11 protein-coding genes are annotated in these 13,186 nt (G+C 67.5%); 6 read left to right on the forward strand and 5 right to left on the reverse strand.

The window, feature by feature from the left end; genetic code table 11:
- The first annotated feature begins 140 nt into the window (after nt 1-140).
- The 4 genes from AB0M45_RS25850 (at nt 141) to AB0M45_RS25865 (ending at nt 4,248) form a co-directional block, all read left to right on the forward strand.
- Nucleotides 141-746: a TetR/AcrR family transcriptional regulator gene (locus AB0M45_RS25850; protein WP_364334307.1), complete on the forward strand. Its 606-nt coding sequence runs from the start codon at nt 141-143 to the stop codon at nt 744-746.
- A 379-nt stretch (nt 747-1,125) separates the two neighbouring features.
- On the forward strand, nt 1,126-2,706 hold the full coding sequence (locus tag AB0M45_RS25855; protein WP_364334310.1) for a hypothetical protein: 1,581 nt from the start codon (nt 1,126-1,128) through the stop codon (nt 2,704-2,706).
- 203 nt (nt 2,707-2,909) lie between these two features.
- Nucleotides 2,910-3,515: an ATP-dependent Clp protease proteolytic subunit gene (locus AB0M45_RS25860; protein ID WP_364334313.1), complete on the forward strand. Its 606-nt coding sequence runs from the start codon at nt 2,910-2,912 to the stop codon at nt 3,513-3,515.
- Between the two features lie 139 nt (nt 3,516-3,654).
- Entirely contained in the window at nt 3,655-4,248 is a 594-nt protein-coding gene (locus AB0M45_RS25865; protein ID WP_364334316.1) for an ATP-dependent Clp protease proteolytic subunit, read from the forward strand.
- Here AB0M45_RS25865 and AB0M45_RS25870 read toward each other — a convergent pair whose 3' ends face one another.
- A complete protein-coding gene (locus AB0M45_RS25870) occupies nt 4,249-4,635 on the reverse strand; it encodes a helix-turn-helix transcriptional regulator (RefSeq protein ID WP_364334319.1) in 387 nt (128 codons plus the stop codon).
- Between the two features lie 151 nt (nt 4,636-4,786).
- On the opposite strand from AB0M45_RS25870, the gene ilvD reads away from it, so the two are divergent.
- Entirely contained in the window at nt 4,787-6,493 is a 1,707-nt protein-coding gene (ilvD, locus tag AB0M45_RS25875; RefSeq protein ID WP_364334322.1) for a dihydroxy-acid dehydratase, read from the forward strand.
- 748 nt (nt 6,494-7,241) lie between these two features.
- On the opposite strand, the gene AB0M45_RS25880 is transcribed toward ilvD, so the two are convergent.
- The 3 genes from AB0M45_RS25880 to AB0M45_RS25890 are packed head-to-tail and all read right to left on the reverse strand — an operon-like array spanning nt 7,242 to nt 11,283.
- A complete protein-coding gene (locus tag AB0M45_RS25880; protein ID WP_364334325.1) occupies nt 7,242-8,735 on the reverse strand; it encodes an aspartate ammonia-lyase in 1,494 nt (497 codons plus the stop codon).
- On the reverse strand, nt 8,735-9,802 hold the full coding sequence (locus AB0M45_RS25885) for an asparaginase domain-containing protein (RefSeq protein ID WP_364334328.1): 1,068 nt from the start codon (nt 9,800-9,802) through the stop codon (nt 8,735-8,737). Before AB0M45_RS25885 ends, AB0M45_RS25880 begins: the two co-directional genes overlap by 1 nt.
- On the reverse strand, nt 9,799-11,283 hold the full coding sequence (locus AB0M45_RS25890) for an amino acid permease (protein WP_364334331.1): 1,485 nt from the start codon (nt 11,281-11,283) through the stop codon (nt 9,799-9,801). Before AB0M45_RS25890 ends, AB0M45_RS25885 begins: the two co-directional genes overlap by 4 nt.
- A 198-nt stretch (nt 11,284-11,481) precedes the next feature.
- On the opposite strand from AB0M45_RS25890, the gene AB0M45_RS25895 reads away from it, so the two are divergent.
- On the forward strand, nt 11,482-12,159 hold the full coding sequence (locus tag AB0M45_RS25895) for a FadR/GntR family transcriptional regulator (protein ID WP_364334334.1): 678 nt from the start codon (nt 11,482-11,484) through the stop codon (nt 12,157-12,159).
- A 282-nt stretch (nt 12,160-12,441) separates the two neighbouring features.
- Here AB0M45_RS25895 and AB0M45_RS25900 read toward each other — a convergent pair whose 3' ends face one another.
- On the reverse strand, nt 12,442-13,173 hold the full coding sequence (locus tag AB0M45_RS25900; protein WP_364334337.1) for an alpha/beta hydrolase: 732 nt from the start codon (nt 13,171-13,173) through the stop codon (nt 12,442-12,444).
- Between the last annotated feature and the right edge of the window lie 13 nt (nt 13,174-13,186).

Here is a 13,186-nt window from a genome sequence, read left to right on the forward strand (position 1 = left end):
AGCATTGCTCAACTCCCGGTCGGGTCATTGGTAGCATATTGTTGAGCATTGCTCAATAGAGAAGGCGTGGTGAGGAACCATCGCGGAGCGCCTTGTCGCACCGGCCGGGTGCGGGTGTCCCGCACGACGCAGGAGGCTGGATGACCGACGTTGCCGTGGAGCCCGGCGGCCGTCGCAAGGCGGAGGACCGGCGCAGACAACTGATCGGGATCGGGCTGGGCATGCTGATCGACCGGCCCTGGCACCAGATCACCGTCGACGCCGTCGCTCAGCAGGCCGGTATCTCACGCGGGCTGCTCTTCCACTACTTCCCGACCAAGCAGGACTACTACGCGCAGCTCGTCCGTGCCGCCACCCAGCGATTCCTGCGTGCAACCGGTCCCGCCGAGGACGCCGCCGACCCGCTCGCGTCGATGATCGCCAACTTCGTCGGCTATATGCGCAGGCGCAGCGGGCCGCTGGTGGGATTGCTGCGCGCGGCGGGGCAGGATCCGGTGCTCGAGTCGATCATGGAGCAGCTGCACGACGAATTGACCGATCGTGTGTTCGCTGCGCTCCGGCGGGACGAGCCGACGACCGCCCAGCGTCTGGTGGTCCGGTCGTGGTGGGCGATGGCCGAAGATCTGACGGTGCAGTGGCTGGCCCGCGACGATGTCGACCAGCACCGGCTGGACCGGCTGCTGTTCGACACGCTGTCTCGGGTGCTCGAATCGGTGGACGCAGAGCGCGCGGCGGAGCGGCGCTGATCGGCTCGCGCATCCTCGCCGCGAATGGCATCGAAACGCGAAGTGCCCGAGGATGATCGACGTGCGTGACCGGCCCGGTGTCGCCGAGAGGCGAATCTCGGCGACACCGGCGTATCCGAGCGCTCCGCGGGAGCGCACGCGCCGCCGCGAAGGGAAAGCACGCCACCCCAGCATAGAGCGATCAATGGTTCGGCGCTCGGTTCGATGCGGAGGGTATGCCGGCAGGGCCGACGCGTGTCATCCGCGGCACGCCGAATAGTTTTACGAGATGGCAAATGAATAGGTTTCGCCGGCAGCGGTGCATCGACTATGAATGGGGTGTGCCGTTGCCATTCGTGATCACTTGTCTGCCATCGACTCTCCCATGCGGGGAGCGCTGATGGTCATCGAACATCCCATCGAGGACGAGGTTACACAGCTGGCGAGACGGGTCGAGAAGGCCCGTGGACGGCTCGCCTACCAGTTCGATCCCGCGCTGACCGAAGCGCTGTCGGAGGACGAACTGCATGCCGAACGTGAGCTCGCCGAACGGATTCGCACCCAGGAGCGCGGACAGCGCTGGAAAGAGGCGCAGGCTGCCGCCGCGGCCTCCGACCGGGCCAGGCAGACCACCGAAGCGATCGAGAAGGCCGACATGCGAGATCTCCTGCTCGCCCGCAAGGCGATTGCCGCGCAGCGACGCGAATCCAGCCCGCACGCGAAGCTGGCCTCGCTCTATCGGCATAGATCCTGGTCACTGCGCGCGCTGGCCGGCGTCGTCGCGGCGGGCATGCTGTGGTCGGCGGTCAACGTCCAGCAGAACATCGCACCCGGCGGGCCGACCGATCCGCTGTACTGGTTCAGCTACCTGCTCGAAGGCATGATCAGCGTCTGCCTGATCATCATCATGATCGGCACCAACAAGGTGGCCGAATGGGGCGTGGTCGACAACCGCCGCCAAGTCGCCGCGGCCGAAGTCGCCCTGCTGGCACTGACGGTCAGTCTCAACACCTACCCGTACGTGCGCGCGGACGCGTGGTACGACGCCGCCGTGCACGCCATCGCACCGGTCATGATCGGCGTGGCGCTGCTCATCCACGACGCCGCCAGCGCACGCTACGGCCTCGCCATCGCCAGGGCCACCGAGCAGGTCCGCGACCTCCCCGACCCGGCCGAGCAGATCCGGCTCACGCTGCCCAGGTACCGGATGCCGATTCCGCAGGAGGTGACCACCTCCGGCGTGCCGCACGAACAGCTGGCTCTCGACGAGTCCCCGGCGGCGCAACCGGTCGAGTTGGTCGAGGAGGTGGCGGAGGCGGTCGCGGAAGCCGCTGTCGCACCGGAGCATTCCGCTCCGGTCCAAGCGGAGCAGAAGCGCGCACCGGCCGAAAAACCCCGCAAGCCAGTGCTGCCCGAGACCATCGAGGCACTCGACGCGATGGACGGCTTCGAGACGCGCCCCGCCGCGACGGTGCAGGCCAAGACCTCCGATGCCGTGGTCGCCGCGACGAGCACTGCCGCTTCGGCCAACGGCAAGAAGCCCGCCCCGGACAGCGAGACCGTCGCGCCGTCGGCGGCTTCCGCGACCAATGCCGACGAGCGCTCCGCGACGCGGGTGCCCACAGAAGAGGCTGCCCCGGCCAAGGTGATTGTGCGGCAGACGCCCTCGGCCACACCGCGGACCGCGATGCCGGAGAGCGAGACGCCGACCGCCGCGCTGTCGGAGATCGCCGCCGCGACCCGGCGCCCGGTGGCCGACCCGAAGAGCGACACCGTCACAGCGGAAGCGAAGAACGGCAAGGACACTCCCAAGCCCGATCTCCTGCAGCCCACGACGGTCCGCCCCCCGGACATCTACGACACCGGTTCGTTCCGCGTCGCGGACATCCTCGAGCAGGAACTCGCCGAACTGCAGGCCGAACGCCGCCGCGCCCGCACCAACAGGCAGCGGTCCGCCTCGACCGCGGGACGCGAGTCATAGCCGACCCGCCTTTCCACGACGATGCCCGTCGGCGCATGCTGCGCCGACGGGCATGGTCATTTTGCCGACCCAGCAAAAAGACTCGGGCGTGGACGCGGGCCAGCCGTTCCACGTACACGCGCTCGTGGCTCGGCTGCTGAGAGCAGATCTGCCGAGGGCAGCGTGGTACCGGTTTCGCGGGGTGACTGGGGCACGGTGGAGGCATGGCTCACGATGACAAGACCCCGTTGTTCAGCTGGCGGGCCCGGGAGCAGCTGCTCAGCCGCCGGATCCTGGTACTGGACGGTCCGCTCGACGACGACAACGGGACGCTGCTGATGACGCAGCTGCTCACCCTCGCCGCGGAAGACCCGGACACGGGCATCTCGCTGTGGATCCATTCGCCGGGCGGATCGGTTCCGTCGATGCTCGCCATCCGTGATGTGATGCGTTTGGTGCCGTGCGAGGTCTCCACGCTTGCCCTCGGTTTGGCTTGCAGCGCAGGGCAATTCCTTTTGTCGTCGGGCAGCCGCGGTCGGCGTTTCGCGTTGCCGCATGCCCGGGTGCTGATGCATCAGGGGTCGGCGGGTATCGGCGGCACCGCGGTCGACGTCGAAGTCCAGGCCGACGATCTGCGTCATACCGTCGACACGGTGCTCGGCATCATCGCCGAGGACACCGGGCAGCCGTTCGACCGGATCTACGAGGACTCGCTGCACGACCGCTGGTTCACCGCCGCGCAAGCCAAGGAGTACGGCTTCATCGATCACATCGTCGACTCGTTCGGACAGGTCGTTCCCCAGCGGCAACGGATCGGAATCTCGGCATGAGCGAGCGAATCATCGACACAGCGCGCACCGCGCAGGACGGAGCCGAGCGCCAGCGAGGCGCAGTCATGAGCGGTCAGGCCCGGAGACGGCAGCGCAGCGTGACCACGGAGGGCCCCGCGCATGCCGGAAAGGACACAGCATGAGTACCTACACCATTCCCAATGTGATCGCGCAGCATCCGCGCGGCGGCGAGCGGATCACCGACATCTACTCCCACCTGCTCGCCGAGCGGATCGTCTACCTCGGCACGCCGATCGACTCGGGCGTGGCCAACGCGCTCATCGCACAACTGCTGCACCTGGAGTCGGAAAGCCCGGAACAGGAGATCAACCTGTACATCAACTGCGAGGGCGGCGATCTCTCCTCGATGCTCGCCGTGTACGACACCATGCAGCACATCAAGTCCCCGGTGCAGACCACCTGCGTGGGCCAAGCCATCGCGGTCGGCGCGGTCTTGCTGGCAGGCGGTGAACCCGGCCGCCGTGCCATGCTGCCGCACGCGAGGGTGGTGCTGCACCAGCCCGCCGCGCGCGGCCAGGGTGCGATACCCGACCTGATTCTGCAGGCCGACGAGCTGGTGCGGATGCGCGCGGAGATCGAGTCCATCCTGTCGCGGCACACCGGGCAGTCGGTGGAGCGGCTGCGCCACGACACCGATCGCGACCGGGTCTTCACCGCCCAGGCTGCGGTCGGCTACGGCCTCGTCGACCAGGTGCTCGGCGCCCGCGACTGATCAGGCGGCCAGCGCCATGAGCGTCGGCCCGGCGCTGGAACGCTGACCGGGCCGACCGAGGAACGCGACGCGACGCTGGGCGCGAAGGTCATCCGCCACCTGTCCGATGAGCTCGCCCAGCGTCGTGCCGAGCGATCCCGCCAGAGCGGCGATCATTTCACTCGACGGCTCTTTGCGACCGCGCTCCACCTCGGACAAGTACTGCGGGGAAATGCCCGCCCGCTTGGCCGTTTCCACCAGCGTCTCGCGCCGATCCTGGCGCAGCGTGCGCAACTGTTCGCCGAGCGCCTCGCGCCAGAGCGGTTCCGGAGCCGTCCGCGATTGCGGATCCCGGATCCGGTCGTCGCGTCCTCCCGGGATCGAGTGAAGTCTCGGATGCTCGGTCATGGTGCGAGCGTACGGTCCCGGATCCCCGGCCTGCCCGCCATTACGCTCAGGGCGTACGAGTTCTGGCGCGACGCACGTCCGCGGCATGGCAATCATGCGGTTCGGCGTGGTCGCTGCCGTTCGCGCGCCCGAACGAGGATGATAGGGAACCGTGCCGGAGAATCCGCAGGTGTCCGACCTCAAGCCACGCAGCCGCGACGTCACCGACGGCCTGGAAAAGGCCGCGGCCCGCGGGATGCTGCGCGCGGTCGGCATGGGTGACGAAGACTGGGAGAAGCCGCAGATCGGGGTGGCCTCTTCGTGGAACGAGATCACCCCGTGCAATCTCTCGCTCGACCGGCTCGCCAGGGGGTGCAAGGATGGCGTGTTCTCCGGTGGCGGCTTTCCCATGCAGTTCGGCACCATCTCGGTGTCCGACGGCATCTCCATGGGGCATGAGGGGATGCACTTTTCCCTGGTCTCGCGCGAGGTGATTGCCGACAGCGTCGAAACGGTGATGCAGGCCGAGCGGTTGGACGGTGCGGTGCTGCTGGCCGGCTGCGACAAGTCGCTGCCCGGGATGCTCATGGCGGCGGCCAGGCTGAACCTGGCGAGCGTCTTCTTGTACGCGGGCTCGATCCTGCCCGGCATCGCCAAGCTGTCCGACGGCAGCGAGCGCGAGGTGACGATCATCGACGCGTTCGAGGCGGTCGGCGCTTGTGCGCGCGGCCTGATGAGCCGCGACGATGTGGACGCCATCGAGCGGGCCATCTGTCCGGGCGAGGGGGCCTGCGGCGGGATGTACACCGCCAACACGATGGCGAGTGCGGCCGAGGCACTCGGCATGTCGTTGCCGGGCAGCGCGGCGCCGCCCGCGACCGACCGCCGCCGCGACGGCTATGCCCGGCGCAGCGGCGAGGCGGTGGTGGAGTTGATCCGGCAGGGGATCACCCCGTCCGACATTCTCACCAAACCCGCCTTCGAGAACGCGATCGCGGTCGTGATGGCATTCGGCGGTTCCACCAACGCGGTTCTGCACCTGCTGGCGATCGCGCATGAGGCGAACGTCGACTTGACGCTGGACGATTTCGCCCGCATCGGCCGCCGGGTGCCGCACCTGGCCGACGTCAAACCGTTCGGCAGGCACGTGATGACCGACGTGGACCGGATCGGCGGCGTGCCGGTGCTGATGAAGACGCTGCTCGACGCCGGATTGCTGCATGGCGACTGCCTGACCGTGACAGGCCGGTCGGTTGCGGAGAACCTGGCCGGCATCGCCCCGCCCGACCCCGACGGCAAGGTGATCCGGGCCATCACGTCGCCGATGCATCCGACCGGCGGCATCACCATCCTCTCGGGTTCGCTCGCGCCCGATGGCGCCGTCGTCAAGTCGGCGGGCTTCGAGTTCGATGTCTTCGCCGGCACCGCGCGGGTTTTCGACGGCGAGCGGGCCGCGATGGATGCCCTCGAAGACGGCACGATCTCGGCAGGCGATGTGGTGGTCATCCGGTACGAGGGCCCGAAGGGCGGTCCCGGCATGCGCGAGATGCTCGCGATCACCGCGGCCATCAAAGGCGCGGGCCTGGGCAAAGACGTCCTGCTCCTCACCGACGGACGGTTCTCCGGCGGCACCACCGGTCTGTGCGTCGGCCACGTCGCCCCTGAAGCCGTCGACGGCGGCCCGATCGCGTTCGTCCGCGACGGCGACCCCATCCGTCTCGACGTCGCCGCGGGAACTCTCGACCTCCTGGTCGACGCCGAAGAACTCGTCCGCAGACGCGAGGGCTGGAAACCCCTTCCGCCCCGCTACACCCGCGGTGTGCTGGCGAAATACACCAAGTTGGTGGGCTCGGCGTCGATCGGTGCCGTCTGCGACTGAAAGGCAGGGCGCCTTCCAGCCGCCGCCGGAGATTCCGCAGCACTGCCGGGGCGCGCCTGCCCATCACCATCGGGCCAGGGGCAGCACGGTCCACTGTGGTAGCGCCCTCTCGTTCCGGCTGAACATGCGTCAGCGCACTCGAACCGAGGATCAACCGCTGAGTCGTGCGGTGCCGGCCCGTCGTCGTGTGGTGACGCCAGTAGCTCGCCGTGACCAACGTCAGCAAGATCGGCCATAACGTCGCAGGCGCGTAGCACGCGGTCATCAATTTCGCCCAACCCGATGTGAGGTCGCCCTCGAAACCGCTGACTCTGCTCCAATTGCGAGCACTTGCCACGACGATCGCGGCCACGGCGGCGGCGCCGGTGAGCGAGACCGTGATCGGCAGTGCCGGAGGGACGCGCCGACCGGCCGAGCGTGGGAACCATGCCGGAAACCGCTCGCCCCAAGGGCTTACGAGGGCGAAGGTCATCGAGGCGAAGGCGAAAGAGGCAATCGACAGCCCGAAGACATAGACGGTTCCGCTGCCGGGGATCTGCTGGAACCGAAGTTGGCTCTCGCTCCATCCCAGGTCGACGCCCACTCCGACCAGCACGCGCCGTATCCCGGAAGGCACAACGGACAAGACCGTTACAGCTTTGAGCGAGCTGCGCAAAGCTGTCTCGATCTACCGACGTCTCGGAACCGCCGAATTGCCTGCGGCTGTCGCTTACCTGCGTGAACTCGGGAACAGAGAGCGCAGCTGGCTTCAGCGGAAGGTTCCGAAGCGGTGCTGATCTGCGGGCACTTCCGATCCGGCGGGCGTGCGGACTATACGGCGCAGCGGTGCGGTGTCGGCCGATGAACCAGCGAGGCCGGCGAGCCGGCGGGCTCCGAGGATTTCCTCGATCGCTTCGGGTGTGAGCAAGCCGAGTTCGATCGCGATCTCGGCGACGGATTGGCCAGTTTGCAGTGCTTGTTTGGCGATGCGGGCGCTGGCCGCGTAGCCGATGTAGGGGGTCAGGGCCGTGACGATGCCGACGGAGCGCCGAACGCCCTGCTCGAGATGGTCGCGATTGGGGGTGATGCCCGCGACGCACTTGGTCGCCAAGGTGTCGACCGCGGCGGTCAGATGCGTGGTCGTGCGCAGCATGCCGTAGGCGATGATCGGTTCGAACGCGTTGAGTTGGAGCTGCCCGGCCTCGGCGGCCATGGTCACGGTGAGGTCGTTGCCGATGGCCTCGAAGGCGACCTGGTTGACGATTTCCGGAATGACCGGATTGACCTTCCCCGGCATGATCGATGACCCGGCCTGGACCGGTGGCAGATTGATCTCACCGAATCCCGTTGTCGGGCCGGACGACATCAAGCGCAGGTCATTGCACGTCTTGGACAGTTTGACCGCGACCCGCTTGATGATGCCGGAGACCTGAACGAAGGCGCCGCAATCCTGGGTTGCCTCGATCAAATCGGCCGCAGGCGTGACGAGTTCGCCGGTGAGCTCGGCGAGGTGGGCGCAGGCCAGCGCGGGGTAGCTCGGATGGCCGTTGATTCCGGTGCCGATCGCGGTGCCGCCGAGGTTGCTCTCGCACAGCAGGGCGATGCCCTCCTCGAGCCGGTCGCAGTCCTCGCGCACCATGACCGCGAAGGTGCCGAATTCCTGTCCGAGGGTCATCGGCACGGCGTCCTGCAGCTGGGTGCGGCCCATTTTGATGACGTCGGCGAATTCGTCCGCCTTGGCGCCGAACGCGTCCGCGAGGCGGCGCAGGGCGGCGACGAGTTCCCGGATGTGCCGCACGAAGGCGACGCGAATTGCGGTCGGGTACACGTCGTTGGTGGATTGGCCGAGGTTGACGTGGTCGAGCGGGTCCAGCTCGGTGTAGGTCCCGCGATCGTGGCCGAGCAACTCCAGCGCCCGGTTGGCGATGACCTCGTTGGCATTCATGTTCGTCGAGGTACCCGCGCCGCCTTGGATCGGGTCGATCGGAAACTGGTCGTGCAGCGCGCCGCCTCTGATCTCGGCGCAGGCCGATTCGATCGCGTCGGCGCGGCGAGCGTCCAGGATGCCGAGCTCGCGGTTCGCGCGGCAGGCGGCCTGCTTGACCGTGGCGAGCGCGGCGACGAGCGCGGGGTAGCGCCCGATGCTGTCGCCGGTGATGGCGAAATTGTCCAGTGCGCGTGCGGTGTGGATGCCCCAGTAGGCGTCGCCGGGCACGGTGCGGGTGCCGAGCGAGTCTCGTTCGGTTCGGGTGCTCTCGGTCATCATCGGCTCCGGGCGGTCAGGGCGTCTTCGCGGACAGCTACCAGGGGCGGCGCGGCAGGCTTGGACAACTCGCCGAGCATGTTGGTCGTCATCCAGTCCCGCAGTGGCCCGCCGGAGAACCCGAGGTCGACCAGGTAGGCCAGTTTGGCGAGTGCCGCTTCCCTGGTCATGTCGCCTCCGCTGATCACCCCCGCGTCCAGTAGTGCCCGTCCGGGCAAGTACCGCTCGAGATCGACCGACCCGCTGTCACACTGGGTGATCGCGACGACCGGGGTTCCGCGCCGCGTCGCCGTCCGGATCGTCTCGATTACTTCGGCTCCGTGCGGCATCGTGCCCGAGCCGTAGCATTCGAGGACTATTCCACCGGGATACTGCCGAATCACCGCGCTGAGCAGGTCGGCGTGCAGACCGGGAAAGACGGTGAGCAGCCCCACCGGAAGACGGGTTGCCGTGCTGTGTCGTCGCGGTAACAATGCCGGAGGGGACTGGGGCGGCGTGAATTCCCGGACGGTGGTGAAGCCCTCGTAGTCGTCACAGGCGCGTTTGCTGGCCCGCACTGCGGGATGCAAAGCCGAGCCGAACCCGATGTAGGTTCCCGGCCCTGGTTGGGCGGCAATCGAATCCAGTGCGAGATACAGATTGCGCTGCGCGTCGCTGCCGGGATGGCCAAGGGGTATCTGGGCGCCGGTCAGCACCACGGGCGCAGCGACATCACGCAGTTCGAAGGCTACGCGGGCACCGACATAGGCCATGGTGTCGGTTCCGTGAATAACGACGACACCGTCCGGGCGCTCCGATTCGATGCGGTATCGCACCCACTCCGCTATCCGGAAGGCGGTGCCCGAGTCAGCGGTCGCGCTGTCGATAACGCGGTCGAATTCGGCGTACCGGAACTCGACCGACCGGCCCGTCACCTCCTCGTATCGGGCGATGAGGTCGGCGATTTCGGCACCGATTCCCGAACGCGGTCCCATACCGGCGCCCTGGTCGGCCATTCCGAAAGTGCCGCCGGTGTAGAGGACGTGAACCCGCAATGCGTGGGTTCGTGCTGTTCCGCGATTGCTCATGCCCCCTTCGCTCCCTCGGTGGTCGCGTCCGGCCGATCCATCGGGGCGAGCACATCCGGATCGAGACGGCCCCTGATCCGGAACCATCCCGCGACCATGGCCGCGACGACGACGGTGAACACCGCGAGCGTGATCCGCCCGATCTCGTCATCGAAGAACATCAGCGCGACGACACCGGCCAGGAAGACGAGGGTCATGATATTGAGCACCGGAGCGAACGGCAGCCGGAAGTCCGGTCGGTGATACTCACCTCGCTGGGACTTCCGCACGAAAATCCAGTGACAGATCATGATCGAAGCCCAGGTCCCGACGATGCCGAGTCCAGCGAGGTTCAGCACGATCTCGAACGCTTTCTGGGGCACCAGGAGATTCAGCACGACACCGGCGATGCCCACCGAACTGGTGATCAGGATTCCGCCGTACGGAACGCCATTGCGGTTCATCCGGGCGGCGAAGCGTGGCGCCGCCCCGGCCACGGCCATCGACCGCAGGGTGCGACCGGTCGCGTACAGGCCGGCGTTCAGGCTCGACATCGCGGCGGTGAGCACGACGAGGTTCATGACATCGCCCGCGTGCGGGATTCCGATGGAGCTCATCACGGTGACGAACGGACTCTCGCTGGGGGAGTACGCCGTCCACGGCAGCAACAGCGTGAACAGGACCACCGACCCCGCGTAGAACAGGATGATCCGCCACATGATGGAGTTGACGGCCTTCGGAACCACGGCGCCGGGGTTGTCGGATTCGCCCGCGGCCACGCCGATCATCTCCGTCCCGCCGAACGCGAACACCACGCCGAGCGCGATGGTGAGCATCGGCGTAAGGCCGTGTGGGAAGAAGCCACCGTTGTCGGTGATCGTCGAGAAGCCGGGGACATTGCCGTCGACCGGTGTGCCGGTGACGAGGAACACCACGGCCAGCAGCATGAAGGCGACGATGGTGCCGACCTTGATCAGCGCGAACCAGAACTCGAACTCGCCGAACAGGCGCACCGACACGACGTTGAGCCCGACGACGACCGCCAGCGCGATCAGCGCCAGGACCCACTGCGGTATCGGGACGAACGGCGACCAGAAATGCGCGTACAGCGCCACAGCGGTGATGTCGGCGACCAATGTGGTGGACCAATTCAGGAAATACAGCCAGCCGACGGAATAGGCTCCGCGCTCGCCGAGGAACTCGCGGGCGTAGGAAACGAACGCTCCGGATGACGGCCGGTACATCACCAGCTCGCCGAGCGCGCGCACGACCATGAACGTGAAGACGCCGCACACGATGTAGACGATGGCCAGCGACGGCCCGGCGAGCGCCATGCGGCCGCTGGCCCCGAGGAAGAGCCCGGTGCCGATGGAGCCGCCGATCGCGATCATCTGCATGTGGCGCTTGCGTAGCTGTTTCTGGTAGCCGACGTCGCCGATATCGAGCTTCGCCGCTGGTGTTTGCGCGGCTGGCCGGGCCGACACTTCGTCGTGGTGCGTCATGGAAACCTTCCTTGGGCCGAAATCCAGCTTGCGTGGCAGCGCGTGAGGTCGAGGTGAAGCATGGCTGCCATGCGGTCAGGCTGTAAGACAGGTTGACCGTAATACGCGTCACATTTCGCTGTCAACATCCAGGCGACACGAATATTCGCTGGACCGAGCGTTTTGACGCCCTATCGGCGGATCTCCATACTTGGTCACGTGACAGTCGAAGAAGGCCGGGTGCATCGCATCGGCGCCACGGAAGCGGTCTTTCGTCGGCTGAAGGACCTGATCCAAAGCGGCGAATACGCGGTAGGCGACCGCTTGCCCGCTGAGCTCGCCTTGGCCCAGCAGTTCGGCGTCAGCCGTCCGGTGGTCCGCGAGGCGCTGCACGCCTGCGCGACCCTCGGCCTCACTGAAACGCATACGGGCCGGGGAACTTTCGTCGTCTCCACGAAGGAGAGCCCGCAACTGACGTTCGCCGGTGTCGACGCGGGAGATCTGATCGAGGCTCGCCAGCTCATCGAGATCCCCACCGCAGGGTTCGCGGCGCAACGCCGCACGCCAGACCAGCTGCGGCAGCTTTTCGAGCTACTCGGCAAACTGGCGGCAGCCACCGACGACCGCGAGTGGGTCCGCTACGACGGCGAGTTGCACACCGCGATAGCGGCGGCGAGCGGAAACAAAATGCTGACCGCGGTGGTCGCCGATACCCGCCGCGCGCTGGACCCGCAGTCGGAATTCCTCAATCTGACCCAGGATCGCCGCGCCGACTCCGATCGGGAACACGAGGCTATCGTCCGTGCCATCGAGGCGGGCTCGCCGGAGGCCGCGCGGCAGGCGATGGCCGAACACCTGGAGCGGGTGGCGGAGACGATAGCCCGAATCGGCGAGTAGCGCGGGACGGCTGTGCGGCGCCGGGACGGTCGGTTCGCTCGGGCAAGCCTGTCGTCGGCCGATCGCATGGCCGCCGAAATCCGGCGCTGTGTCCCAGCGGCCGGTGCCGGCGCGTTGGCTCCGGTAGTCGGCCGATAAGTGCGCTGCTTCGCCCGGCATGAGCCGCAGTGCCAAGCGCGCGGGTAGAGCGGACGGGGCCGCGCAGCGTCGAGAGCCGTGCCGCTGGAAAGTTCCCGCGGCGCGGACCCCTGGTGGCTGCGCGGCCTCCCGGATAGTTCGTTCCTACTGCTCGGCAGCGCGAAGGATCAGATCGCTGACCACCTCCGGCAGGGAAACCGAGACCGCGTGGGAGGCGGAGACCTCGACGATGTCGGCGCCGGCGCGTTCGGCCATGAACCGCTGGGCTTGTACCGGAATGTTCTTGTCTTCGGTGGTGACCAGCGCGAACGCCGGGACCTTCCGCCATGCCGTCGCGGTCGCCGGTTGTTGCAAGGCATCGAGGGCGACCGGCCGCTGGGTCACGGCCATCAGCTCGGCGGTGGCGGCGGGCACATCGGCGGCGAACTGCTGATGGAATTCGTCCTGCCGGATGTAGAGCTCGGTGCCGGTGCCGCCATCAGGGAGCGGGTAGGACGCGGGCCGGGTGGTCGGCCCGAGGGTGGACCCGGGGAACTTGTCGGTCAGTTGCAGTGCGCTTTCGCCCTCGTCGGGAAGGAACGCGGCAACGTAGACCAACGCCTTGACGTTGGATTTCGCCGCGGCCGCGACCGTGATGACGCTCCCGCCGTACGAGTGGCCGACCAGGACGCACGGTCCTTCGATGCTGTCGAGGACCGACGCGACGTAGGCGGCGTCGCTGTCGAGGCCGCGCAGCGGGTTGGCCGCGGCGATCACGGGATGCCCTTGTGCGCGTAGCCGTTCGGCGACCCCGTTCCAGCTGGAGGAGTCGGCGAAGGCGCCGTGGACCAGCACGATGGTCGGCGCGGCGGCAGGATTGGTGGGCTCGGTGCTCACGAGTGTGGGTTCC

Origin of the sequence: Nocardia sp. NPDC051787 (assembly GCF_040681325.1) — a bacterium.
Lineage (GTDB): Bacteria > Actinomycetota > Actinomycetes > Mycobacteriales > Mycobacteriaceae > Nocardia.